This is a genomic window from Ornithinimicrobium kibberense (assembly GCF_006519705.1).
GTDB lineage: Bacteria > Actinomycetota > Actinomycetes > Actinomycetales > Dermatophilaceae > Ornithinicoccus > Ornithinicoccus kibberensis.
In genome coordinates this window covers 1-24681 of the sequence record NZ_VFXM01000015.1, presented here as the reverse complement: position 1 = coordinate 24681, position 24681 = coordinate 1, and the positions used below count along the sequence as shown (strand labels likewise).

General features: G+C 72.6%; 27 protein-coding genes. 21 read left to right on the top strand and 6 right to left on the bottom strand.

Annotated features, from left to right (window positions below):
* Positions 1-5: 5 nt before the first annotated feature.
* On the bottom strand, positions 6-950 hold the full coding sequence (locus FJR00_RS12990; protein WP_141339091.1) for a 5'-3' exonuclease: 945 nt from the start codon (positions 948-950) through the stop codon (positions 6-8).
* 33 nt (positions 951-983) lie between these two features.
* On the opposite strand from FJR00_RS12990, the gene FJR00_RS12985 reads away from it, so the two are divergent.
* From FJR00_RS12985 to ybaK, 5 genes are read left to right on the top strand one after another with little or no spacing between them, the layout of a single operon-like run.
* Positions 984-1346 (top strand): hypothetical protein, encoded by a 363-nt coding sequence (locus tag FJR00_RS12985; protein ID WP_141339090.1) that lies wholly within the window; start codon positions 984-986, stop codon positions 1344-1346.
* A 9-nt stretch (positions 1347-1355) separates the two neighbouring features.
* Positions 1356-1814 (top strand): Lrp/AsnC family transcriptional regulator, encoded by a 459-nt coding sequence (locus tag FJR00_RS12980; RefSeq protein WP_075957541.1) that lies wholly within the window; start codon positions 1356-1358, stop codon positions 1812-1814.
* 14 nt (positions 1815-1828) lie between these two features.
* The gene (locus FJR00_RS12975) at positions 1829-2518 is read left to right on the top strand and encodes a phosphatase PAP2-related protein (protein ID WP_141339089.1); all 690 of its coding nucleotides are present in this window, start codon (positions 1829-1831) and stop codon (positions 2516-2518) included.
* 8 nt (positions 2519-2526) lie between these two features.
* Entirely contained in the window at positions 2527-3420 is an 894-nt protein-coding gene (locus FJR00_RS12970) for a hypothetical protein (RefSeq protein WP_075957543.1), read from the top strand.
* 25 nt (positions 3421-3445) lie between these two features.
* Positions 3446-3940 (top strand): Cys-tRNA(Pro) deacylase, encoded by a 495-nt coding sequence (ybaK, locus tag FJR00_RS12965; protein WP_141339088.1) that lies wholly within the window; start codon positions 3446-3448, stop codon positions 3938-3940.
* Between the two features lie 20 nt (positions 3941-3960).
* Here the strand turns inward: ybaK and FJR00_RS12960 are convergent, their stop codons facing one another.
* Positions 3961-5421 carry a KamA family radical SAM protein gene (locus FJR00_RS12960; RefSeq protein WP_141339087.1) on the bottom strand — a complete coding sequence of 487 codons (1461 nt, stop codon included), beginning with the start codon at positions 5419-5421 and terminating at the stop codon, positions 3961-3963.
* An 84-nt stretch (positions 5422-5505) separates the two neighbouring features.
* Here FJR00_RS12960 and kdd point away from each other — a divergent pair, with 84 nt between their 5' ends.
* From kdd to FJR00_RS12910, 10 genes are all read left to right on the top strand, one after another.
* Positions 5506-6600 (top strand): L-erythro-3,5-diaminohexanoate dehydrogenase, encoded by a 1095-nt coding sequence (kdd, locus tag FJR00_RS12955; protein WP_141339086.1) that lies wholly within the window; start codon positions 5506-5508, stop codon positions 6598-6600.
* Positions 6597-8255 carry an amidohydrolase gene (locus tag FJR00_RS12950; RefSeq protein WP_202876669.1) on the top strand — a complete coding sequence of 553 codons (1659 nt, stop codon included), beginning with the start codon at positions 6597-6599 and terminating at the stop codon, positions 8253-8255. The genes kdd and FJR00_RS12950 overlap by 4 nt, the downstream gene beginning before the upstream one ends.
* Positions 8256-9905, top strand: a complete 1650-nt coding sequence (gene kamD, locus FJR00_RS12945) for a lysine 5,6-aminomutase subunit alpha (protein WP_238330485.1) — start codon at positions 8256-8258, stop codon at positions 9903-9905.
* Entirely contained in the window at positions 9902-10654 is a 753-nt protein-coding gene (gene kamE, locus FJR00_RS12940; protein WP_075957546.1) for a lysine 5,6-aminomutase subunit beta, read from the top strand. Before kamD ends, kamE begins: the two co-directional genes overlap by 4 nt.
* The gene (gene kal, locus FJR00_RS12935) at positions 10651-11064 is read left to right on the top strand and encodes a 3-aminobutyryl-CoA ammonia lyase (RefSeq protein WP_141339085.1); all 414 of its coding nucleotides are present in this window, start codon (positions 10651-10653) and stop codon (positions 11062-11064) included. Before kamE ends, kal begins: the two co-directional genes overlap by 4 nt.
* Positions 11065-11417: 353 nt before the next feature.
* On the top strand, positions 11418-13028 hold the full coding sequence (lnt, locus tag FJR00_RS12930) for an apolipoprotein N-acyltransferase (protein WP_238330484.1): 1611 nt from the start codon (positions 11418-11420) through the stop codon (positions 13026-13028).
* Positions 13025-13855 carry a polyprenol monophosphomannose synthase gene (locus FJR00_RS12925; protein WP_141339083.1) on the top strand — a complete coding sequence of 277 codons (831 nt, stop codon included), beginning with the start codon at positions 13025-13027 and terminating at the stop codon, positions 13853-13855. The genes lnt and FJR00_RS12925 overlap by 4 nt, the downstream gene beginning before the upstream one ends.
* Positions 13852-14415, top strand: a complete 564-nt coding sequence (locus tag FJR00_RS12920; protein WP_238330483.1) for an FxsA family protein — start codon at positions 13852-13854, stop codon at positions 14413-14415. Before FJR00_RS12925 ends, FJR00_RS12920 begins: the two co-directional genes overlap by 4 nt.
* A 200-nt stretch (positions 14416-14615) precedes the next feature.
* On the top strand, positions 14616-14972 hold the full coding sequence (locus FJR00_RS12915) for an RNA polymerase-binding protein RbpA (RefSeq protein ID WP_075957548.1): 357 nt from the start codon (positions 14616-14618) through the stop codon (positions 14970-14972).
* Positions 14973-15124: 152 nt separating this feature from the next.
* Positions 15125-15307, top strand: a complete 183-nt coding sequence (locus FJR00_RS12910) for a CsbD family protein (RefSeq protein ID WP_141339082.1) — start codon at positions 15125-15127, stop codon at positions 15305-15307.
* A 113-nt stretch (positions 15308-15420) separates the two neighbouring features.
* Here the strand turns inward: FJR00_RS12910 and FJR00_RS12905 are convergent, their stop codons facing one another.
* From FJR00_RS12905 to FJR00_RS12895, 3 genes are all read right to left on the bottom strand, one after another.
* Positions 15421-16902 (bottom strand): AI-2E family transporter, encoded by a 1482-nt coding sequence (locus FJR00_RS12905; RefSeq protein WP_141339081.1) that lies wholly within the window; start codon positions 16900-16902, stop codon positions 15421-15423.
* Between the two features lie 106 nt (positions 16903-17008).
* Positions 17009-17866, bottom strand: a complete 858-nt coding sequence (locus tag FJR00_RS12900; RefSeq protein ID WP_141339080.1) for a D-hexose-6-phosphate mutarotase — start codon at positions 17864-17866, stop codon at positions 17009-17011.
* Between the two features lie 10 nt (positions 17867-17876).
* Entirely contained in the window at positions 17877-18263 is a 387-nt protein-coding gene (locus tag FJR00_RS12895) for a single-stranded DNA-binding protein (protein WP_141339079.1), read from the bottom strand.
* Positions 18264-18374: 111 nt separating this feature from the next.
* Here FJR00_RS12895 and FJR00_RS12890 point away from each other — a divergent pair, with 111 nt between their 5' ends.
* The gene (locus FJR00_RS12890; protein ID WP_141339078.1) at positions 18375-19121 is read left to right on the top strand and encodes an NUDIX hydrolase; all 747 of its coding nucleotides are present in this window, start codon (positions 18375-18377) and stop codon (positions 19119-19121) included.
* A gap of 43 nt (positions 19122-19164) precedes the next feature.
* On the top strand, positions 19165-19983 hold the full coding sequence (locus tag FJR00_RS12885) for a class I SAM-dependent methyltransferase (protein ID WP_141339077.1): 819 nt from the start codon (positions 19165-19167) through the stop codon (positions 19981-19983).
* Between the two features lie 17 nt (positions 19984-20000).
* Here the strand turns inward: FJR00_RS12885 and FJR00_RS12880 are convergent, their stop codons facing one another.
* Entirely contained in the window at positions 20001-20354 is a 354-nt protein-coding gene (locus tag FJR00_RS12880; RefSeq protein WP_141339076.1) for a hypothetical protein, read from the bottom strand.
* A gap of 91 nt (positions 20355-20445) precedes the next feature.
* Between FJR00_RS12880 and FJR00_RS12875 the strand changes: the two genes are divergently transcribed.
* The 4 genes from FJR00_RS12875 to FJR00_RS12860 all read left to right on the top strand — a co-directional run bounded on the left by FJR00_RS12875 (position 20446) and on the right by FJR00_RS12860 (position 24569).
* A complete protein-coding gene (locus FJR00_RS12875) occupies positions 20446-21336 on the top strand; it encodes a hypothetical protein (RefSeq protein WP_141339075.1) in 891 nt (296 codons plus the stop codon).
* A 278-nt stretch (positions 21337-21614) separates the two neighbouring features.
* Positions 21615-22721 carry a tyrosine-type recombinase/integrase gene (locus tag FJR00_RS12870; RefSeq protein WP_141339074.1) on the top strand — a complete coding sequence of 369 codons (1107 nt, stop codon included), beginning with the start codon at positions 21615-21617 and terminating at the stop codon, positions 22719-22721.
* Positions 22718-23050 carry a helix-turn-helix domain-containing protein gene (locus FJR00_RS12865; protein WP_141339073.1) on the top strand — a complete coding sequence of 111 codons (333 nt, stop codon included), beginning with the start codon at positions 22718-22720 and terminating at the stop codon, positions 23048-23050. The genes FJR00_RS12870 and FJR00_RS12865 overlap by 4 nt, the downstream gene beginning before the upstream one ends.
* 13 nt (positions 23051-23063) lie before the next feature.
* Positions 23064-24569: a recombinase XerD gene (locus FJR00_RS12860; RefSeq protein ID WP_141339072.1), complete on the top strand. Its 1506-nt coding sequence runs from the start codon at positions 23064-23066 to the stop codon at positions 24567-24569.
* Positions 24570-24681 lie beyond the last annotated feature (112 nt).

The window sequence follows — 24681 nt, the reverse complement described above, 5'->3', positions numbered from 1 at the left end:
CCGGCTCAGGAGGGCCGCAGCTCCAGCGCCTTGAGCAGCCGACCCACGGGGCTGCCGAGGTCGTAGGCCTCGACCAGCTGCTGCAGGGTCTCCGGGTCGGCCAGCTCGCGGGGCACGGTGAGCGGGACGTCCGGCAGCGGCGCGTCGGGCGCGACGGTGACGACGAGGGGTGCGGCGTCGAGGTAGTCCGAGGCGGCCTCCAGGTTGGCCCGGCGGGCGCCCTTCAGCGCCGGGTCGCCGTCGGCCACCGCCTGCCGCAGGGCGGCCAACGAGCCGTAGGTGCGGATGAGCTGGGCGGCCGTCTTGTCGCCGATCCCCTTCACGCCCGGGAGCCCGTCGCTGGTGTCCCCGCGCAGCATCGCCATCTCGGCGTAGGCCGTGCCGGTGGGCACCCCGTAGCGCTCCTGCAGGTCGGCCTGGCGCACCACCTCCGCGTCGCGGACCCCGCCGCGGGCGGTGTAGACGACGCTGACGTCGGCCTCGTCGTCGACCAGCTGGAACAGGTCCCGGTCGCCGGTGACGACCGAGACCGGCATCCGGCCCCGGTGTCGCGCGGTGAGGGTGCCGATGACGTCGTCGGCCTCGTAGCCGGGGGAGCCCAGCACCGGGATGCCGAACGCCTCCAGGGCGCGGCGCAGGACCGGCACCTGGACCTCCAGCTCAGGTGGAGCCTCCTCCTTCTCCTGCGAACCCTCGACCAGCCGGTGAGCCTTGTAGGTGGGGATGGCCTCGACCCGGAACGCCGGCCGCCAGTCGTCGTCCCAGCAGGCCACCAGGTGGGTCGGTCGGAACCGGGTGACGAGGGTGGCCACCATGTCGAGCAGCCCACGGGTGGCGTTGGTCGGCGTGCCGTCCGGGGCGGGCCGCAGGTCCTTGACGCCGAAGAACGCACGGAAGTAGAGGCTCGCGGTGTCGAGGAGAAGGAGCCGGCCCGGGGCGCTGTCGTCCATGAGGTCCCACCCTAGGGCTGCTAGCGTGCCGACGTGCCGCGCCCCGTCCCCCTCCTGCTGCCCTGGGCCGCCGTGCTGGTCACCCTGGCCACGGCCGGGCTGCTGCTGCTCGGTCCGCTCTGGGACACCGCGGAGGGGGAGAACCCGCTGACCCGGCCCGACCCCGCCCTGGCCGACGTGCTCCGGCTGGCGCTGCCGACGGTGCTGGTCGCCCTGGCCGTCGCCGTCGCGCTGCTCCTGCCCCGTCGCCGGGCGGCGGCAGGCGTCGTGCTCCTGGTCCTGGCCGTCGGTGTGCTGCTCGCCCCGCCACCGCTGCCGCTGTGGTTCCTCCCCGCGCTGCTGCTGACCGCCGTGGGGTATGCGGTGTCCCTCCGGGCGGGTGCGCCCGCCCACTAGGGTGGCGCCATGGAAGCCCTCGACCGGAACATCGTCCAGGTCCTCGCCCTGGACGGCCGGATCTCCTTCGCCGACCTGGGCCGGCAGGTGGGGCTGTCGACCTCCGCGGTGCACCAGCGGGTCAAGCGGCTCGAGGAGCGGGGGATCATCAAGGGCTACCGGGCCGTGGTCGACTACACCGCGGTGGGCCTGCCCCTGACGGCCCTGATGTCGGTCACCCCCTTCGACCCGGCGGCCGACGACGACATCCCCGAGCGGCTCGCGGACATCGACGAGATCGTGGCCTGCTGGTCGGTGGCCGGGGACGAGAACTACATCCTCCTCATCCGGGTGCAGCGCCCGCAGGAGCTGGAGGAGCTGCTCGCCCGGATCCGCCAGCAGGGGTCCTGCTCGACGAACACCACGATCGTGCTCTCCACCCCGTGGGAGGACCGGCTGGGGCGGCTTCCTGAGAACCCGGTCGGCTGAGCCCCTCGTCGCGGATGGACCACGCCCCGGTCGGCGCCCGGCCCCGCTCCCTGGCCGCCGCCTGGACCCTCGCCCTGACGCTCGGCCTGCTGGCCCTGACCGCCACCCTCCTGGGCAACCAGCTGATCGTCACGCGGTTCGCCGACGCGGTGCGCCCCGACGACCTGCTCTTCGAGCTGCTGCCCTACGTCCGACCGGCGCGGTGGCTCACCCTGGCCACCCTCGTGGTGGGGTTCGGTGCCTTCCTGGGGGACCTGGTGCGCTCCGGCCGCACCGCCCTGCTGCCCGCGGTCGGGGCGGTGTTCGCCGTGATGTACCTGCTGCGGGCCGGGATCATGGTGCTCACGCCGTTGGCCCCGGCGCAGGGGGAGGGCCCGTTCCTGTTCTCCCCCCAGCAGTACGGCATGTTCCCCTCCGGGCACGTGGCCGCCCTGACGCTGCTGGCCATGCTCACCCCGGCCGACCGGCCACGCCTGCGCACCCTGCAGCGCGTGCTGGTGGCCCTCATGGCGGCCGCGCTCGTGCTGGCCCACGGCCACTACTCCATCGACGTCGTCGGCGGCCTGCTGCTGGCCTTCTTCGTCGTCCGCGCGTGGGGGTCGGGCCCCGTCCTGGGGCCGGTCGCGCGCGTCACCGGCCCCGGGACCGTCGCGCACCGTAGGCTCGGGACGGGCCGGGCACCGGACGGGTGCGACGGCCCCTAGGAGGCACGATGTTCCTGCGCGGACGCCGACTCGTCCCGGGCCGACGGGACGCCCGTCCGGTGCCCGCGCTGCCGGCCCTGCGGCGGGTGGTGCCCCACCTGATGCCGACCCGCCTGGAGTCGACCGTCTACTACCGCCAGCACCTGGACGTCGACCGCCTGACGGCCTGGCTGGAGGAGGTCAACGCCGGGCGGGCACCGGAGGACCGGATCCGTTTCTTCCACGTCTTCCTCACCGCGTGGGCCCGGCTGTTCCGGCTCCGGCCCGAGCTCAACCGGTTCGTCTCCGCCCGCCGGACCTACGAGCACCGGGACATCACCTTCGCCTTCACGGTCAAGCAGGAGATGAACGACGAGGCCGAGGAGGTGCAGGCCCTCATCCCGTTCACCGGCACCGAGACGGTCGAGGAGGTGCGCGCCCGCGTCGACGAGGTCCTGCACCGCGCCCGCACCGGCGGGCGCACCGGCAACGACCGCCTCGTGGAGACCCTCGTCCGCCTGCCCCGACCGGTGGTCGCCGGGGTGGCCAGGACCATCTGGGCCCTGGACGCGGTCAACCTGCTGCCACGCGCCCTCGAGGACGCGCTCCCGGTCTACGCCAGCTCCTACCTGGTCAACCTCGGGTCGCTGCACGCGGAGGCGCCGTTCCACCACCTCTACCAGCGGGGGACCGCCAGCATCTTCGTCTCCATCGGCACGATCCGGCCCGAGCCGGTCGTCGACGACGCCGGGGCGGTCGTGGCGCGCCGCCGGGTGGACGTGGTCTACACCATCGACGAACGCGCCACCGACGGGTTCTACCTGGTGCACAGCTCCCAGGTCCTGCAGGCGATGGTCGACGACCCGGACTCCCTGACGCGGCCGCCCGACGACGGGCCGGCGGGCACGCCGGGCGCGACCTGAGCGCACGCGGCATACCCTGGGCGTCGTGGGACGCAGGAGGACGAGGGCGGGCACGCCCGCGACGGTGGCCCTGGAACGGGCGGGCGTGGCCTTCGAGGTGCGCGCCTACGAGCACGACCCGGGGGCGGAGAGCTACGGCCTCGAGGCGGCCGCCGCGCTGGGGGTGGATCCGGCACGGGTGCTCAAGACGCTGCTCGTGGAGGCCGACGGCGGGTTGGCGGTCGGGATCGTGCCGGTCGACACCCTGCTGGACCTCAAGGCGCTGGCCGCGGCGCTGGGGGTCAAGCGGGCCGTCATGGCCCAGCCGGCCGACGCGGAGCGGGCGACCGGCTACGTGGTCGGGGGGATCAGCCCCATCGGCCAGCGGCGCCGGCTGCCGACCGTGCTGGACTCCTCGGCCCTGGAGCACCCCACCGTCCTGGTCAGCGGCGGCCGGCGCGGCCTGGACCTGGAGCTCTCGCCCGAGGACCTGCTGGCCCTCGTCGACGGCACCAGCGCCCCGGTCGCCCGCCGGGGCTGACCGGCCTCGGCGTCGGTCGCTCAGACCAGCTGGTCCACCGACGCCTGCCGGGACGCCGCGGCCTGCCGGGCGGCGGCGTCGGCGTCCGCCTCGGCGGTCTCCGCGGAGTGCTGGCGCCACCACTCCTGGCCGCTGGGCGGCAGGGTGTCGATCGGGTCGTAGTAGACGTACTCGGCGCTGGTGACGTCGACGTCCTCGCCCTCGATCGAGGTGCGGTAGTTCTTGCGCCAGTAGGAGATGCCGCGCTCGGTGTCGTAGGTGTCGACCTGGTGCACCCAGCGCTTGCCGACGAACGGCACGTCGCAGACGATCCGCGGGGTGGCGAACCCGGGCAGGTAGCCCAGGATCGAGTGCTGCAGGTGCTGGGCCTGGGCGAGCGAGACCCGCCAGTGCTCGGCGTGGGGGATCATGTCGCACATGTAGAAGTAGTACGGCGTGATGTTGGCGTCGTCGGACAGCGCGAAGCACAGGTCGAGCAGCTGCTCGCTGGTGTCGTTGACCCCGCGCATGAGCACGCCCTGGTTGCGCACGTCGCGCACCCCCGCGTCGAGCATCGCCCGGGACGCCTGCGCCACCGCCGGCGTGACCGACTGGGCGGCGTTGACGTGGGTGTGGATGGCCAGGCCGACCCCCCGCTCCCGGGCCTTGCGGGCGACGCGACCCACACCCTCGACGACGTCGGGGGCCAGCCAGTGCTGCGGCATCCCCATGAGGGCCTTGGTCGCCAGCCGGATGTCGCGGATGCTGTCGATCTCGAGCAGCTGGTCGAGCCAGGCCTCCAGGTTCTTCCATGGCATGTTGGCCACGTCGCCGCCGGAGACGACGACGTCCCGGACCCCGGGGCTGGTGCGCAGGTAGTCGAGCATGGCGGTGTGCCGGTCGACCGGCTTGCCGGCGAGCTTGAGCTTGGTGACGGTCGGGGTGGAGTTGCCCACGAGGTCCATCCGCGTGCAGTGGCCGCAGTACTGGGGGCAGGTCGGCAGCATCTCGGCCAGCACCTTGGTGGGGTAGCGGTGGGTGAGTCCCTCGGCCACCCACATGTCGTGCTCGTGCAGCGAGTCGCGGGCCGCGTGCGGGTGGGAGGGCCAGTCGGTGCGGCGGTCGGAGAAGACCGGCAGCATGTAGCGGCGCACGGGGTCGGCGTAGAACGCGGCCGTGTACTCCTCGCCGGCCGACGGCATCCGCCCGTCCGCCCACGTCTGCTCGCTGACCATCGTGTTGAGCATCTGGGGCGTGACCAGCATCGACATGGTGGCACGCTCGGCCTGGTCGCGCTCCAGGTCGGCGTAGAAGTCGTCGGTCAGCAGGTCGCCCATGACGGCGCGCAGCTGCCGGATGTTCTTCACGCAGCTGACCCGCTGCCACTGCACGTCCGCCCACTGCTCGGGGGTGATGTCCTTCCACCCCGGCAGGCGGGTCCAGTCGGGCTCGACCAGCTCACGGCGCCGGTAGGAGTACGGCTGCTCGATCTCGATGCTCATGCCGTGGCATGCTACGGGAGAACGTCCTGTCGATGGAAGAAGACGCGGGAAGATTTCTTGTCAGATGGTGATTTGGGAGGACAGATGACGGTCACGACCGGGTACTCGCCGTTCGGGCTGCACCGGGTGCTCGAGCCCTCGGGGGACGCGGTGACCCTCCCGCAGGCGGCCTACCGGCTCGACGCCTCGCCGCAGCTGGCCCCCGACGAGGTGCGGGTGGACGTGGAGGTCCTCAACCTCGACGCGGCCTCCTACCGCCAGCTGCGGGAGAAGCACACCGGCCCGACGGGGCACGTGCACGGGCACGGCATCCGCAGCGACGTCCTGGAGATCGTCGAGGACCGCGGCAAGATGCAGAACCCGGTCACCGGGTCCGGCGGCATGCTGATCGGGACCGTCGCCGAGGTCGGGCCCGAGAGCCCCCTGGGCCTGGCCGTGGGCGACCGGATCGCCACGCTGGTCTCGCTGTCCCTCACCCCGCTCGTCATCACCGACCGGCTGACCCGCTGGGACGGGATGTCGGAGCGCGTGCCCACCTCCGGGCACGCCATCCTCTTCGGCCGCTCGATCGCGGCCCGGCTGCCCGAGGACCTCGAGCCGGACCTCGCGCTCATGGTGATGGACGTCTGCGGCGCCCCCGCCCTCGTGCAGAAGGTCGTGCGGGGGTATGCCGAGCGGGGGGCGGCCCCCACCGTCGCCGTACTCGGAGGCGCGGGCAAGTCCGGCTCCCTGTCCCTCGCGGCCGCCCGGGAGGCAGGCGCCGGCCGCCGCATCGCCGTGGTGCCGACGGAGGCCGAGGCCGGGCTGCTGCGGGGGACCGACCTGGCCGACGAGGTCGTCGTCGCCGACGCCCGCTCGCCGATCGCCCTGGAGCGCGGGGTGCGGGCGGCGGGGGGCCCGGCCGACGTGACGGTCGTGTGCGTCGACGTCCCCGGGTGCGAGCAGCCGGCGATCATGGCCACCGCCCAGGGCGGCACGGTCGTCTACTTCTCCATGGCCACGTCCTTCGCCGCGGCGGCCCTGGGGGCCGAGGGCCTGGCGGCCGACGTGACGATGCTCGTCGGCAACGGCTACACGCCCGGGCACGCCGAGCTGGCGCTGTCCCTGATCCGCACCGACGACACGGTGCGTCGCCTGTTCGAGTCCAGGCTCGGACCCGACCACACTGGGCAGGCGTGAGCACCCTCCAGCAGCCCCCCGCCCACCTCGCCCCCCTGCCCGGCGGGAGGGTCCTGCTCCGCGGGGGCGTCCTCGCGGGCGCGAGCGCGGACGACGACGGCACCGGGGGGGTGCCGAGCGCCCTCGTCCTGGACGGCTCGACGGTCGCGTGGGTCGGGGACGAGGAGGGCGCCGCCGCCTGGGCCGACCGGGTGGACCGGGTCGTGGACCTGGGCGGGCTGCTGGTCACGCCGGGCTTCGCGGACGCCCACGTCCACCTCACCATGACCGGCCAGGGCCTGGACGGGGTGGACCTGTCCGGCACGCGGTCGGTGGGGGAGGCCCTCGACCTGGTCGAGCAGGCGGTCCGCCGGCGGCGCGGGCGCCCCGTCTACGCCCACTCCTGGGACGAGACCCGCTGGGCCGAGGGTCGGCCGGTCACCTCGGCCGAGCTGGACCGCGCCTCCTACGGCGGGGTCGTCTACATGCCGCGCGTGGACGCCCACTCGGCCAGCGTGTCCACGGCCATGGCCACGATCGCCCGGGTCCGCGACATCGACGGGTGGGACGGCACCGGCGTGGTGCGCCGGGACGCGTTCGCGGCGGCCACCAACGCGTTCACCACCACCCTGACCCCGGCCGACCGGGAGCACCACGTCTCGCTGGCCCTGGACGCCGCCGCGGCCGTCGGGGTCACGCTGCTCCACGAGATGGGGGCCTCCCACCTGACCAGCCACGACGACATCCGTGACGTGCTGGCCCACGGGGAGGGGGCCGGGGTGCCGGACGTCGTCGCCTACTGGGGCGAGCTCGCGGTGGACGCCGAGGCCGCCGCCGAGCTGGCCGGCTTCCTCGGCGTGCTGGGCCTCGCGGGCGACCTGTGCGCCGACGGCTCCTTCGGGTCCTTCACCGCCCACGTGGAGCAGCCCTACCTGGGATCGCCCTCCGGCGGCCGTGAGGACGGCCATCACGTCGGCTTCGGCTACCTCGGGGTCGACGAGGTGCGCGACCACGTGCTGGCCTGCACCCGTGCGGGGCTGCAGGCCGGTGGCCACGTCATCGGCGACGCCGCCCTGCGGACCATGGCCACCGGCTTCCGCGCCGCCGCCGACGAGCTGGGGGTCGAGGCGGTGCGCGCCGCCCGGCACCGCTGGGAGCACGTCGAGCTGCCCTCCCCCCGGGTGCTGGCCACGATGGCCGAGCTGGGCGTCTGGGCCAGCGTCCAGCCCGTCTTCGACGCGCTCTGGGGCGGGTCCGGGGGCATGTATGCCGCCCGCCTGGGCCCGGAGCGCGCGCTGGCCGCCCTCCCGCTGCGCGACATGGTCGACGCCGGGGTCCGGCTGGCGTTCGGGTCCGACAGCCCGGTCACCCCGCTGGGACCGTGGGCGGCGGTGCGCGCGGCCGTCCTGCACCACAACCCCGACCAGCGGCTCACCCCGGCGGAGGCCTTCGCCGCCCACACGGTCGCCGGCCACGAGCTGGCGGGACGTCCCGGAGGCCACCTGCGCGCCGGAGCCCACGCCACCTACGTGGTCTGGGACGACGGCGACGGGGCCCCCGTCGCCACCGATCCCACGACCGGCCTGCCCGTCCTCGACGACCCCGACCTCCCCCTGCCCGTCGCACGGCTCACCGTCGTGTCCGGCCAGGTCGCCCACGACCGCGAAGGAGCCTGAGTGAGCCCCCGCACCGGCACGAAGACCCCGCCCCGCGCCCCGGCACGCGTGGTGGCGCCACCACCACCCCTGGAGCTGGACCCGAAGGTGGTGCGCCGCGCGCGCACCCTGGCCCGGCGCCTGGGGGAGCCGGTCGTGGAGATGACCCGCAGCCGCACCACGGTCTCGGTCGAACGTGCGACCCTGCGCCTGGCCGGCCTGGCCGGTGCCGACCACGAGCGGGTGCCCTGGGTCAACCACCTCGTCGACGCCGTCCGCGACCAGGTGGGCCTGGAGCACGGCGTCACCACCCCCGTCTGGGACGCGCTGCGCCGCGAGGAGGCGCCCGACCTGCTCACCCTGGCCCAGAAGGCCTCCGCGGGAGCGGTGAACTTCCGCATACCCGACCGGCGCCGGGAGCTCACCGCCGCCCGTCGGGCCGCCCGCGCGGCCGTCCGCCCGGGCCTGCGCTGCATCGATCGGCAGCGGGCCACGAGGGAGCGGCTGATCACCCGGCTGGGCGACCCGCCGCAGCGTCCCTGGGTCTACCTCATCGTGGCCACCGGGGACATCCACGAGGACATCCCCCAGGCCCAGTCCGCGGCCCGGGCCGGTGCCGACGTCATCGCCGTCATCCGGTCCACCGGCCAGTCGCTGCTCGACTACGTGCCCGAGGGGGCCACCCGGGAGGGCTTCGCCGGGACCTACGCCACCCAGGAGAACTTCCGGCTCATGCGCGAGGCACTCGACGAGGTGAGCAAGGAGCTGGGCCGCTACGTCCGGCTGACCAACTACGCCTCCGGCCTGTGCATGCCCGAGATCGCCACGCTCGCGGGTCTGGAGCGCCTCGACATGATGCTCAACGACTCGATGTACGGCATCCTCTTCCGCGACATCAACCCGGTGCGCACCTTCGTCGACCAGCGGTTCTCGCGCCAGATCCACGCCCGCGCCGGCATCATCATCAACACCGGCGAGGACAACTACCTCACCACCGCCGACGCCGTCGAGGCGGCGCACACGGTCACCGTCTCGCAGCTGATGAACGAGTACTTCGGCACCGAGGCGGGGCTGGCGGACTGGCAGCTGGGCCTGGGCCATGCTTTCGAGATCGACCCCGACCTGCCCGACTCCTTCCGGATGGAGCTGGCGCACGCCCTGCTGGCCCGCCAGCTCTTCCCGGACGCCCCGCTGAAGTGGATGCCGCCCACCAAGCACATGACCGGCGACGTCTTCCGGGGTCACCTGCTCGACGGGTTCTTCAACCTCGCCGGGGTGATGACCGGCCAGTCGATCCTGCTCGTGGGGATGATGACCGAGGCCGTCGTCACGCCCTGGCTGTCGGACCGCGACCTGGCCCTGCAGAACGTGCGCTACGTCCTGGACGCGGCCGGCGGCCTGACCGAGGACTTCCGGCCACCGCCCGACGGGTTCATCCAGACCCGGGCCCGCCAGGTGCTCTCCGAGGCCGTGGACCTGCTGGAGACGATCACCCGCGACCGGGGCGCGAAAGGCTCCGGGTCGATCCCCCTGCTGGAGGCCATCGGCGACGGCACCTTCGGCCTGATGAAGCGTCCCGCGGACCGCGGCAAGGGCCTGGACGGCGTGGTGGTGCGGGCCGACGACTACGACAACCCGGCCATCACGATGCTCGAGGAGGGGTCCCGGTGAGCCAGCCGACCGTCGTCCGACCCTACGGGGACACCACCGGGGACGGCATGGTGCAGGTCTCCTTCACCCTGCCGGTCCCGCACGACAAGCGTGCCGAGGGGGCGGCGCTGCAGCTGGCCGGCAAGATGGGCCTGGCCCCCGCGCTGCTCGTGCACGCCAGGGCGGTCGGACCGGCGCACACCTTCTTCATCGTCTACGGCAGCGTGTCCCACCTGGTCGACCTGGCCCAGGTGCAGGTCGTCGAGCGGGACCACCCCCTGCTGACGCCCAAGGAGGTCAACGCCGCCATCCGCGAGCGCCTGCGCCGTCCCCTCGTGGTCGTCGGCGCCTGCATCGGCACCGACGCCCACACGGTGGGGATCGACGCGATCCTCAACATCAAGGGCTTCGCGGGGGAGAAGGGGCTGGAGTACTACTCCGAGGTCCGGGTCGTCAACCTCGGCGCCCAGGTGCTCGTGCCCGAGCTCGTGGAACGGGCCCGCGAGGAGCAGGCCGATGCCGTCCTGGTGTCCCAGGTCGTCACGCAGCGGGACGCGCACATCTCCAACACCACCCAGATGGCTGCCGCCTTCCGGGAGGCCTACCCGGCCGGGCAGGTGCCGCTCCTCGTCGTCGGGGGACCCCGCTTCGAGGAGGGGTCGGCCGGTCAGCTGGGGGTCGACCGCATCTTCGGCCGGGGGACCACCCCCGGGGAGGTCGCCTCCTACCTCGTGCACGCCCTCGTCGAGAACGGAAGGTCCAGCGCATGACCACGCAGCAACCCGCCGCCCGCCCCGCCACCGTGGGGATGGGTGTCACGCACGCCCGTTACGTCCCCTACTCGCACGCCCACTACGCGGGCAACCTGGTGGACGGCGCCTACAGCCTGGCGCTGTTCGGCGACGTGGCCACCGAGCTGTGCATCCGCACCGACGGCGACGAGGGGCTGTTCGCCTCCTACAGCGACGTCCAGTTCCTCGCCCCCGTCCGGGCCGGCGACTGCGTGGAGGTCAGCGCGACGCTGGTCCGGGTCGGCAGCCGCAGCCGGGAGATGGAGTTCGAGGTCCGGGTCGTCGCCCGCGGGGACGCCGCGCGGGGAGGGTCGGCCGCCGAGGTTCTCGACCCGGTCGTGATGGCCACGAAGGCCCGGGGCACCGTCGTCGTCCCCCCGCAGGGCTGACCGGACGGCCGCAGGGCAGCACCCCGGCGTGTCCAGCGCGACACGCCGGAAGGAGACCGTTCGAGGTGCGGATCACGTTGTCCGGATCGGTGCGCATGACCTGCACGTTTGCCTCGTCCTCGCAGGTCAAGGGGCTGTTGACAGGGGAGCGGGCGGCCGCCTACGTTCTTCAGGTCCCCACGAACGCGACGCAAGTCGTCGGGGAGCCACGGCCCCGCGCACCGAGTAGACAACGGTCGGGGGACGGCCACCAGCCGTCTCACGACCGGCCCCAAAGGTGCCGGGGCCGGGCCGCGTCCTGGGCGGCCTCGGAGAGTTTCCGCGACGGCCCCAGGGACACCTACCCTGGGCTCGTGCTCCTCCCGGTCCGCCTCCTCCTCTCCGTGCTGGGGGGAGTGGCGCTGTGGCTGGCCTTCCCGGGCTTCGACCTCTGGCCCCTGGCGTTCGTGGGCACGGCAGCCCTCACGCTGGCCACCGTCGGCACGCGCTGGTGGGTCGGCGGTCTGGCCGGTCTCGGGCTCGGACTGACCTGGTTCACCCCGATGTTCACCTGGGCCAGCACCTACGCCGGCCTGGCCCCCTGGATCGCCATGAGCGTGGCGTCCGCCCTCTACCCCGCGGCGCTCGGCGTGGTGCTGGCCCTGCTGCAGCGGGGCGGTCGGGTCCGGCCGTTCGTCGGCGCAGCCGCCTGGGCGGTCATGGAGCAGGCCCGGGCCGTCACCCCGTTCGGCGGCTTCCCCTGGGCACGGCTGGGGTTCAGCCAGGCGGACTCGACCCTCCTGGGGGCGGTGTCCGTCGTCGGCGTCGAGGGCCTGGGGCTGCTCGTCGCCCTGGTCGGAGGGCTGCTCGCACTCGGCGCCCACCGTCTTATCGCCCGTCGGACGGCGGCCGCCGGGGAGGCGCACCGGCCCCCGGCCCGGGCGGGCCGGCCCCTCGGACCGGCCTGGCTCCCGCTGGTCGGCGCGACCGCGCTCGTGCTGGTCCCCGTGCTCGTCCCCCGGCCGACCGCGGGGGAGCCGGTCACGGTCGCGGCCGTGCAGGGGGACATCCCGGAGGGGTTCACCCGGACCCTGACGGCCGAGCGCGGGACCATGCTGCAGCGGTACACCGAGCAGACCACCGACCTGGCGCAGGACGTGGAGGCGGGTCGCCGGCCGGCCCCCGACCTGGTGGTCTGGCCGGAGGGAGCCACCGACCTGGACCCGTTGCACCCCGAGGGGGGCGAGGGCACGACGGCCCGCATCATGGACGCCGTGGAGGCCGTCGACGCCCCGGTCGTCCTCGGCGGCATCTCGCGGCAGGGCGGCGAGGACCCCTACAACATGGTGTTCAGCTACCTGCCCGGGGAGGGGCTGGACCGCACCTACAGCAAGGTCTACCTGGCCCCGTTCGGGGAGTTCATGCCGTTGCGTCCGCTGCTGCGCCACCTGAGCCCGTGGGTGGACCGGATCAGCGACCTGTCCGCCGGCACCGAGCCGGGCACCATGCCGGTCCCGCTGGCGGACGGTCGCACGGTCGACCTTGGCCTGGGGATCTGCTTCGAGGTGGTCGTCGACCCTGCCGTGCGGGACGTGGTCCGCGGCGGGGCCGACCTCCTGGTCGTCCCCACGAGCAACGCGTGGTTCGGGGAGGGGCACCAGTCCGTCCAGCACATCGCCGCCTCCCGGGTGCGGGCGGTGGAGCACGGCCGGTCGGTCGTGCACATCAGCAACGTCGGGGTGTCCGGCCTCATCACCCCCGACGGCCGCGTGCACGAGCGGACCGACCTCTACACCCGGGCCACGCTCCTGGGGGAGCTGCCGCTGCGCTCGGGGACCACCCCGGCCCTCCACGTCGGTCCGTGGGTGCCCCCCGTCGCCGCGGCCGTGGTGGTGGTGGCCCTCCTCCTGGGGCTGCGCCGCGGGCCGGCCCGGACGCGCGCGGCCGGGGCGGGCAGCCGGCCCGCAGCTAGGCTGCCCCGGTGACCACGACCCCCAGGCCGGCGATCCGGCGCGTCTGCGTGTGCGTGCCCACCTACAACGAGGCCGGCAACATCGAGGCCATCGTCCGACGGATCCGCACAGCCGTGCCGTCCGCCGACGTCGTGGTGCTCGACGACGACAGCCCGGACGGGACGGGGCGGATCGCCGACCGGCTCGCCGCCCAGGACCCGCAGGTGCACGTGCTGCACCGGCCGGGCAAGCAGGGCCTGGGGCCGGCCTACCTGGCCGGCTTCGCCTGGGCCCTGGCGCGCGGCTACGACGCGGTGGTGGAGATCGACGCCGACGGCTCCCACCAGCCCGAGCAGCTGCCCGACCTGCTGGCGGCGGCCGCGGACGCCGACGTGGTCGTGGGTTCGCGCTACGTGCCCGGTGGCACCGTGCGCAACTGGCCCGTGCACCGACGGGCGCTGTCGGTCGGAGCCAACACCTACGCCCGGCTCCTCCTGGGCATCCCCGTGCACGACGCGACGGCCGGCTTCCGGGTCTACCGGGCCGACGCGCTGCGCGCCATGGACACCGCCGCGGTCGCCTCGCAGGGTTACTGCTTCCAGGTCGACCTCACCCTCCGTGCGCTCGACCAGGGTCTGCGGGTGGTGGAGGTGCCGGTCACCTTCGTCGAGCGCGAGGTGGGGACCTCCAAGATGGACGACGCCATCGTGCGGGAGGCCGCCGTGCGCGTGGGGGTCTGGGGCGCGCGACGCCACTGGCGTCAGGTCCGCCGGATCCTGGGTGGCACGGGGGCCGGGGAACGTCGGGGCGGTCCGCGGCGTTCACCCAGGTGGCACCACCTCGAGGAGGACCACCTGTGACCACCCGTCCCACCCCGCCCCGTCGCCGCGGCGCCCTGCGTTGGCTGCTGATCGGAATGCTCGCGCTGCCCCTGGTGGAGCTCGTCGTGCTCGTCCTCGTGGGCCAGCAGATCGGGTTCTGGTGGACCCTGGCGCTGGTCGTGGGCGTGGGCCTCGTCGGGGCCTGGCTGGGCCGTCGCGAGTCCGGCCGGACCTACCGGGCCCTGCAGGAGGCGGTGCGCTCGGGCAGGCCGCCGGCCGACGAGGTGACCGACGCCATCCTCGTGATGATCGGCGCCTTCCTCCTGGTGCTGCCCGGATTCGTCAGCGACCTGCTGGGCCTGGCCGCGGTGCTGCCCTTCACCCGACCCACGGCCCGGCGGCTGTTCCAGGCTGCCGTCGCCCGCCAGGCCGACAGGGTCACCGCCGGCATGGTCGGCGGCCCCGGGGCCGCGGGCACGTCGTGGGGTTCCCCGACGCGGACGCGCCGGGGCGGGGGAGAGGTCATCGAGGGCGAGGTGGTCGAGGAGACCCCGCCACCGGGAACCACCGCCCCGGGACGCCCACGCCTGGAGGAATAGGCCTCCGACCAGCACGACTGGCCCCGCGGCAGGGGCGCCGCTATGATGAAATGTCCCCCTGCAGCCGACCCGGACGTCCCGGGCGCACCTTCATGCGGGCAGCCGAGGGGAACACCGTGACCGTGGCAGGCGTTGTCACCCACAGAGTCACACGACCGACCCGATCCTAATCACGTGTCCCGGACACGAGGGGAGTGCACATGGCTGAGAGGTCCCTGCGCGGAACCAACCTGAGCTGGTTGTCGTTCGAGAGCGACGAGGGCGTCACCTTCAGTGAGCGCCAGATCACCCGTTACGTCTGCCCCGACGGGCACATCAGCGAGCTGCCGTTCTCGGTGGAGGCGGAGATCCCGCCGCTGTGGGAGTGCCGCTGCGGCCTGGACGCCAAGCTCGTCGACGGCCCCGAGCCGGAGGCCAAGGCCACCAAGCACCAGCGCACCCACTGGGACATGCTGCTGGAACGGCGCTCGATCCCCGAGCTGGAGGAGCTGCTGGAGGAGCGCCTGGACCTCCTGCGCACCCAGCGGGGCGAGAAGCCCCGGCGCCGCAGCGCCTGAGCCAGCCCCACCGCATACCCCCACGGCCCCGGACCTGACGGTCCGGGGCCGTCGTGATTCCCGGGGCAGAGCTGCGCTCGTCTCGGGTTGCGCCCCGCCCAGGATGGGGCAGGCTAGGACGGTACGTTCCGCCCACCTGAGAGGAATGAACCATGAGACTGGGAGACAAGATCTCGAACGCCGCCGAGGACGCCAAGGGCAAGGTCAAGGAGGGCGTCGGCGACGCCACCGACAACGAGCGCATGGAGGCCGAGGGCAAGGGGGACCAGATGTCCGCCAGCGCCAAGAAGGCCGGCGAGAACCTCAAGGACGGCTTCAACGACGCCACCCGCTGAGCGACTCGTGCGTCCGGCCCGACCGGACGCACGGCCCGCCAGGGCCGCAGGAGGACCCACCGCCCGTCAGGGCCGGTGGGTCCTCCTGCGCCCGGGGCCGCCTCGGCCGCAGGTCAGCGGGCGGGGGAGTCCTGCTCGTCGTCGGTGGAAGTCCGCTCGCCCGACGTCCCCGCACCGGTGGCCCGGGTCGCCCCGCGCCGCCGCAGCCCGGGGAGGCGGATGCGTCGCCTCTCCTCGGTGGTGGCCTCCTGGATGGTGCGCTCCTCCTGCTGCTCCTCCCGGGCGGCCATCGCCCGGTAGAGCGGCGCAGCATGCTCGGCGCGGGCGGCGGCCACCGCACCCTCGGGGGTGGTGACCGCGAGGTCCTCGGTGTGCAGGTCTCCGGTGCGCAGGTCGACCTGCTCGCTGAGGTAGCGCAGGAGCACCACGACCGAGGCGGCGACCGGCACGGCCAGGAACGCGCCGACGATGCCGAACAGCGTCCCACCGCCGGCGACCGCCAGCAGGATCACTCCGGGGTGCATCTGCATGCTGCGACCCTGCAGCATCGGCTGGAGCACGTTGCCCTCGATCTGCTGCACGGCCAGGACGAGCAGCAGCACCCAGACGGCGGTCGTGAAGCCCTGGGTCACGAGCGCGACGAGGATCGCCAACCCGCCCGCGATGAAGGCCCCGACGATGGGGATGAACCCGCCGAAGAAGGTCAGGACGGCCAGCGCGAGCGCCAGCGGGACCTGCAGGATCAGCAGGCCGATGCCGATGAGCACGGCGTCGGCGGCACTGACGATGGCCTGCGTACGGATGAACCCGCCCAGGGTGTTCCAGACGCGGGTGAGCGCCTCGGTGAGGTGACGGCCCGCCGTGCGGCCTGCGGTCCGGCGCAGCCACGGCAGGAAGTCCGGCCCGTCCTTGAGGAAGAAGAAGGTCAGCACGAGGACCATCGCCAGGGTCACGAGCGCGGAGCCCACGGCGCCCACCCCCGACGCAACGTAGCCGGCCGCCTGGGTGCTCTGCTCCCGCAGCCAGTCGATGCCCTGGTCGACGTAGCTCTCGACCTGGGCGGCCTCGAGGTTGAGCGGAGGGCCGTCCAGCCAGTCCTGGACCTGCCCGATGCCCTCGGAGGCCTGGTCGAAGATCTCCTGCGACTGGCTGGCCACCGACGGCGCCAGCGCGGAGATCACGCCGCCGACCAGCCCGAAGGCGAACAGCAGGGTGATCACCGTGGCAAGCGCGGCCGGGACGCGCTTGCGGCGCAGGAAGGCGACGACGGGCCACAGGACGGTGGAGACGATGAGCGCCAGGATGACCGGCAGGACCCCCACCCAGACCTTGCCGAGGATCCACCAGAGCACCCACAGCGCCGCCGCCACGAACAGGAAGCGCAGGCTCCAGTCGGCGACCGCCTTCATCCCCACGCCGATGACCTGGCCCCGGTCCACGCCGACGTTGGTCGTCTCCTCGGGCCGGCCCAGCGGCGGCTGCTGGCTGCCCGGCACGGTCGGCGGGCGGTGACCGGCCTCCTCGGCGGGTCGTTCCACGCGCACGCTGGCCGAGGAGACCTCCTGGGTCTCCTTGTGCAGGTCCGAATCGGGCATCCCCACTCCTGATCGCTCTCGGGCCGGCGGCCGCCGACGCCCCAGTGTCCCATCCGGACGGTGGCGGGGCTGCCGGGACCGGCTCGGGTGTGGACGATCCTGCGACTCAGCCGGCCTCGGTGCCGATCGGGGTGGGTCCGACGCGGGTGCCCACCTCCACGCTCTCCCCGGGGGCAAGGCGTAGCGATCGTTCGCCCCGGGCCGCGGTCTCCACGCACACGAACCGCAGCCACTCCTCCTCGCCCAGGTCCTCGATCTGGGCGGCCTTGTCGGCCCAGGGGTTCCAGAGCACGGTCTGGGCCGCACCCCTGGGCACGACGTGGAGGGCCCGCAGGGTGGTGCGGTCCTCGACCACCACCGGTCCGCTGCGGTCGTAGACCCGGTCCGTCTCGCCGCGAAGGCGTACCGGACCGTCCTGCGTCTCCACCCGGCCGGTCACCTTGTCCAGGTAGGTGGCCTCCTCCAGCCCGAGCACGGTGATCTCACGGACGTCCCCCACGTGGAGGTAGGTGTGCAGGGCCACCTCCACGGACAGCTCGTCGTCACCGGGGTTGTGCACCCGCAGCGCCAGGTCCAGGACCGGCGCCTGGGCGCTGCCGGCGACTGCGACGGCATACCGCAGCTCGAAGTTGCCCGGCACGTGCACCGCCCCGGCGGAGCCGGCGACGTCCTCCCGCGCGATCCGCCAGGCCCAGACCTCGCCGTCCTGGGGTTCGACGGAGGTCCACGAGGTGTTCCGCACCACGCCGTGGCTCGGGCTGAGGTCCCCGTCGGGCCCGTCTGCGAACCACGGGAAGCAGATCGGCACCCCGCCGCGGATCGGCCGCGAGCCGTCCAGGCGGGCGTGCCCGCTCAGCCAGACGACGGGCAGCCCGTCGACGGTCCACTCCGCGAGGTGGGCGCCGAAGTCGTAGGCCACGAGCCGGGAGGGGCCCTCGACGTGCAGGTGTGGGGTCAGCGTCATGGGACCCACACTAGGCCTGGTCCGCACGCACCCTGCGGACAGCCAGGGCCTCCACCTCGTAGCGCGACGCCCGGCCGCCGGCGGTACCGAAGAAGCGTCGGCGCAGGCTGCCGCGGACCTCCACCTCCTGACCGTCCGGCAGACGGAGTGCGGTGCGCCGGGTCCTGGCGGACCAGCAGGCGATGTCGATGGTGTCCACCTGTCTCCGTGCACCGTCCCCGTCCCTGCCCGGTCGCGGCACCACCAGCCGGAACTGTACGAGCTGGTCCCCGCTGGGCAGCTCGCGCGGGACGGGGACGCCGCTGACGCGCCCGACGAGGTGGACCTCGTTGACCTCGGTCGCCGCGCGCCCGGTCGTCCCTGCCGCCGTGCTCCCGGACCTCGTCGTGCGCGTCATGGGTCCAGCGTGCGCGGCCAGGTGCGCGCCGCGAAAGCGCAGGACCGTGGGTGTGGACGGGCGGCGACCAGGTGACGGGGCTGTGGACGTGGGTCGGCTACGGTGGCGCGGATGGAGGGTCAGCCGGCGGGGAGGAGGACGTGGCCGGCGCCACTGCCGTACGACGACGTCCTGCGCGACCGGGTGACCGGCCACCTGGCCGGACACCGGCGGCGGGTGGCCTCCCTCGGCGACCGTCGCCACGCGGCCGTGGCGCTGGTCCTGGTGGACTCGGTCCCCGGCGGCGCGCGGACGGAGGCACGGGACGCCGGGGGACGTCCGGTGCACGACCCGGCGCTGCTGGGGGACCGGCTGGACCGGGCGGACGGGGGAGCGGCGTTCCTGCTGTGCCGGCGACCGCCCCGGCTGCGCCGCCACGGCGGCCAGTACGCGCTTCCCGGTGGACGGCTGGACCCTGGCGAGGACGTCGTCACGGCAGCCTTGCGGGAGACCGAGGAGGAGGTCGGTCTGCGGCTGGGGGAGGAGGACGTGCTGGGGCTCCTGGACGACTACGAGACCCGGTCCGGCTTCGTGATGACGCCGGTGGTGCTGTGGGCCGGGGGAGCGGGGGAGCTGCGCCCCGACCCCGGTGAGGTCCAGGCGGTCTTCCGGGTCGGCCTGCACCACCTGCTGCGCGAGGACTCGCCCCGCTTCACCCGCATCCCGCAGAGCGAGCGGCCCCTCGTGGAGCTCGTCCTCGGGGACGAGGTCGTGCACGCCCCGACCGCGGCGGTGGTGCTGCAGCTGGGGTGGCTGGGCCTGCAGGGGCGCCCCGACCCGGTCCACCACTTCGAGCAGCCCGTCTTCGCCTGGCGCTAGACGCCCGGCCGGTGCCTCGGAGGCGCCGGTAGTGTCCAGACCCATGGGCGTCCAGCACCGTCTCGACGAGGCCATCCGGGAGTTCTACACCGGGACGTTCGACGAGGACGCCAGGACGGGCTCGTCCGTCGACGGACGGGTCGAGGTCGAGCGCACCCGGCGGCTCGTGCGACGCGTCCTCGCCCCGGGCTCACGGGTGCTGGACGTCGGTGGTGCGACCGGGGTGCACAGCCGGTGGTTGGCCGACGACGGGCACGAGGTCACCCTCCTGGACCCCGTCCCGGCCCAGGTGGCCAGGGCCGCCGAGGTGGACACCTTCAGCGCCCTCGTCGGGGATGCCCGCGACCTGCCCTCGGCGGACGCCTCCTTCGACGCGGTCCTGCTGCTGGGTCCGCTCTACCACCTCGTCTCCGCCGCCGACCGGGCTACCGCCCTGGCCGAGGCCCGCCGGGTCATGCGGCCCGGCGGGGCGCTGTTCGCCCAGGGGATCGGTCGGCTCACGGCGTTCACGGAGGCCGTGACCACCCGTGGTTTCCCCGACCTGGGCCAGGCCGACCTGGAGATCCTTCGAACAGGCGTCTGGTTCAGCATGCACGGCGGATTCCCCGGGGGACACCTGCACTCGGTCGCACAGCTGCGTCAGGAGGTGACGGCCGCCGGGTTCACGGACGTGGTCGTGCACGGTCTCGAGGGTCCGGGGACCGGGGCGCTGGAGCTCGTCGCCGAGGACGCCCGGCTCGTGGAGCTCGCCGTGGAGCTCGCCGAGCGACTGGAGGAGCAGCTCGTCGGACGGCCGTCGGCGCTCGACGCCCTGGCGGAGCGCAGCCCGCACCTGCTGGCGGTCGGCCGTCGGCCACCGTGACCGGGCGGTCGGCCACCCTACGCCGAGGACCCCGCGGGAGAACGTCGGGCCCAGTGCTTCATGGCCAGCACCACCGTGGTCAGCCCGCTGAGCCACGCCGCCTCGGCCGCCCAGGGCTGCTGCGTGGTGGTGCCGGCGACGGTCAGCAGGAGGAGCAGACCGATGCCGCCCAGCTCCTGGAGGCCGGACGCCGAGCGGCTCACCGCCGCCCAGCTGCCGGACATCCAGGCCGCCAGGAACGCCGGTCCGAGGAGGTCGTCGGACGGCCAGCCGGTCGACAGCACGAGGACCGCGGCCGCGGTCACCAGCCCTGCGGCGAGCAGCCCGTCGATGCCCACGGGCTGCTCTCGACGCTGGGTGTCGGGCGGCACAGCAACCACCGTAGCGCCCACGTGCGCGTCGGGTCCGGCCGGAAAAGGTCAGGATCTTGCGAGGGCCACTCCCGCGGTGCCACGGTGCAGCATGACCGTGCGACCCTGCCTCGTGTCCGACCTGCCCGTCGACGGTGCGCCGTGGATGGAGCCCGACGCCGACCTCGGCGAGAGCCGTAGTCTCGTCGAGGAGGTCGACGGCGAGGTGGTCGCCGCCGGATTGCGACGGCGCGGCGCTCCGGACGACGACGTGGACCTGGTCGAGCTGGCCTGCCGGCCGGGACGGGGCGCCGACCTGCTGAAGGCACTGGTCGCCGAGGACGATCGACCGGTGATGCTGCGCGTCGTGCCGGGCACGCCCAAGGCGGAGGCGGTCGCCGTGGTCGGCCACGTCGAGGTGATGCAGAGCCTGCCCCCGGGGGCGATCCCCACCGACCACCCGGACGTGCTCGCCTGGTCCCACGAGCGTCTGTCCGCGGCGGAACTGGAGCGGCTGACGCTGACCCCTGCCACGGACTTCACGGTGGAGCAGCTGCTCGACCTGTGGATGGTCGCCTACGTGCCGGCGCACGAGGGCTTCCTGCCCGTCAAGGACGCGGACGCGACGCGCGAGAAGTTCCGCCGGTGGTTCGCGGAGAGGCTCGACCGGGAGTCCAGCTTCGTCGCTCGTGACGGCGACGGCCACGTGGTCGCCGCCACCATGATGACCGCCGAGATCGACGGCGTCCTCGTGCCGAACCTGGTCGAGGTCTGGCCAGGACACCCGGTGGCCGAGACCGCCGCGTCCGCGTGCGTGGCCGCGACGGTCCTGGCCGTCAGCCCGCGCCCGGTGGAGTTCGAGGGCCACGTCGACCAGGCCCTCTACATGGGCGTCATGGAGATGGTCCCGCACCGCTCCGCCGGCGTGCTGACGCCGATGGACATGGTCCGCATCCAGGGCGTGGAGGGCGCCTCGGTGTCACGCTCCGGTCAGACTGAGTAAACGCCGATAAGCGACATTATGTAAAGTGGTAGTCTGCGTATTGCATCGGATGAATCACCTTGCGTGACCGATCCCCGGGTGCAGGCGTACGGGACCTGACCTGCTGCGATGCAGGGATAACTGGCGGCAGAGGCCCTGTGGCGTTACATGCGACGTGACTGGGCTGAGCATTGGGCGGCTTACGCGCGACACGACGTTGACCTGCGCACACTCAGGGCTTGTCTCATTCGATGCATCATAGAATCATCAGATGAAACTGAGATCTTGGGAGGAACCTGATGGAGGTTGATGGCTCTGGGCGGGTCCGCCTCGTTGAGGCTGTGCCGGTCCTCCGGCCCGACGAGCAGGTCCTCCAGAAGATGCTCGAGGGCTGGCGCAACCAGCAGTTGTCACGCAATCTTCAGTTCGCGACCATCGACCAGCGGCTTCGTATGGTGGAGCGCTTCATGGCCCATGTCAACGAGGACCCGTGGAACTGGACGCCGGCGCACGTCGAAGAGTTCTCTGCCGACCTGCGCACCCAGAAGCACGTCGCTCACTCAACTCTGCGGGGCTATCACTCAGCTCTCCGGGAGTTCACGAGCTACATCAGCAACCCTGACTACGGGTTCGTCGTGGTCTGCGAGGAGTTCTTCGGCACTCATCCGGCGCAGGTCTTCTTTGACTGGAACACCGCTCCGCACGTTCAGGAGCACGAGGCCCGCCCCGAGAAGCGCCCGTACACCCGCGAAGAGCTCAGCGCGCTGTTCGATCACGCCGACGACGAGGTTGAGCGCATCGGCGCGTCCGGTCGCAAGGGCTGGCAGGCAGCGTACCGGGACGCAGTGATGATGAAGATCGCCTACGCCTACGGGCTTCGCTTCAACGAGTTGCGACATCTCCAGACCGTCGACTTCGCCCGCAATCCGCACGCTCGTGAGTTCGGTCGCTTCGGCGTCTGCAACGTTCGCTACGGCAAGGCAAAACGCTCCTCCCCGCACAAACCCCGCAGCGTTCTGACGGTCTGGCGCTGGACTCCAGGCATCCTCGAGGACTGGCTCGCCAACGGCCGCGGCGAGCCGGACACCCTCGATCTCTTCCCCAGCGAGCGAGGCGGGCTCGTTGTCGAGTCGACCCTGAACCGGCGATTGCGTCGCTACTGCGAAGAGTTGGGTTTCTCCGACGGCCTCGACCTCCACTCGTTCCGTCGTTCGTATGCGACCCATCTACTGGAGGCCGGCTGGGATCCACGGTTCGTGCAGGACCAGATGGGTCACGAGTATGCGTCGACCACCGGAATCTATCAGTTCGTGTCCGACGAGTTCCGGCGCTGCACGCTTCGCAGCGCACTCGACCGTACGGTGAAGGAAGCCATGGCCCGCAAGCCAGAGGAGAGCACATCATGAAGCGCAAGGTCGATTACACGTGGCGCCTGGCCGAGCTGATGGCCGCTCGGGGCCTGCACAACACCACCGACCTCATCCCCCTCCTAGCCGAGCGAGACATCACGCTCTCCCGACCCCAGGTATATCGATTGGTGAACCAGCGCCCAGAGCGAGTCTCTCTGATGACGATCGCGGCACTGTGCGACATCTTCGACTGCGAATCGACCGACCTGTTCACCACCACGGCGAGGGACGCACGCGTGCGGAAGACCGGCACCGCTCCCCCACCGAACGTCGTCTCGCTCGACCGCACCGTGCGCCCCCGCCGGGCCAACATCCTCGACGAGTGATCCGAGGATCACTGTGGACCCGAAGCCGGCAGGCCTCTCCCCTCGCTCCACTGCGCGCGGCCGCCCGCGAACGACGACCTTGCGCGACGACCCGTGCGCACGCTGTGGACGAAACATCCCGCGACTTGCAGCGAACTGGCCAGAAGGCAGGCTCTGCTACGTCTGCTACTACAACGCCGTTCAAACCCGCGGCACCTGCCCGGCGTGCCTCCAAAGCCGCTTGCTGCCAGGGCTGCGCCGACCCGACAACGCGCCAATCTGTTCCACCTGCGCGTCGATCCCCGTCGACTTCCACTGCGAACGCTGCGACATCGAAGCCGGACACCATCGCGGCCATCTCTGTGCCCGCTGCGCCCTGCGCGACGACCTCCACGCGCTTCTCGGCCGCGAACCCGCCGACCTCGCACTGGCCGGACTCATCGACGCGCTCTGCGCATCGGAGCGGCCTGAGTCGATCCTCGTCTGGAAGCGCTCACCCAAGGTCCAGGCACTTCTCCGCAACCTGGGCGATGGAACCATCCCCGTAACCCACGAGGGACTCGACACTGTCCCCGGCAAGCCTACCGAGCACCTGCGGGCCATGCTCCAGCACCATGGCCTCCTCCCTCAGCGCGACCCCTACCTCCCCCGCTTCGAGCAATGGATCCTCGCCAAGCTCGACGGGCTCCCCGACGACGTGCGCCAGCCGGTGCAATACTTCGCGACGTGGCATCACCTGCGGCGAATCCGTGCCAAGGCGGCCGCAGGGGCGGCCACGCGTGGCCCGGTCCACTCCGCCAAACAGGAGATCACCGAGACGGTGAAGTTCCTCGTGTGGCTGCACGAGACCTACCAGCGCACGGCCGCCACCTGCACTCAGCAGGACATCGACGAGTGGCTTGCAGCCGGGCCGACAACGCGCAGCGCGATCAGGACCTTCTTCGTGCGAGCAAAGGCATCCGGTCTCAACACCCAGGTCACGATTCGGCCCCGAGCGGCCAAGACAAGCCCGACGTTGAGCCAGGACCAGCGACTCGCCTGGATCCACGAGCTACTCACCGGCACCAGCGAGTCTCTTCCCTACCGCGTCGCTGGGATGCTCCTGTTGCTTTACGCCCAGCCGCTCGTCAAGGTCGTCGCCTTCCCGACCAGCATCGTCGACGACCGTGACATGGGCATGAGCATCACGCTCGGTGCGCACGCGACAGACGTCCCCGAGCCGTTCGCTTCGCTCATCAGGGGGCACCTCGCGGCACGGCCCAACCTTCGCACGGGCGCCGGCTCTGACAGCTCATGGCTCTTTCCAAGCACCCTCGCTGGGCGCCACCTGCATCCGAACACAGTCATGGATCGCTTGCGCGACCTGGGCGTCAATCTCCTTGGCGCCCGCAACCGTGCCATCGGCGAACTAGTCCTCGAGTGCCCACCGGCACTCGTGGCGGACGCCCTCGGTTACAGCCACCAAGTCGCGTTCCTCCACGCCGACAAAGCTGCCGAACCATGGGCACGCTACGCAGGACGCCGCTTGGGTGGAAACTGAGCCCTATCAGTCAACGCACGTGCCTTCGCGCTCATGCCCATCTGCGGACGACCCGTCGATCCGGCGTCGACAGCCTCTACCGCGGGACTGTCCGCCAAACGGTGTTTCTGGC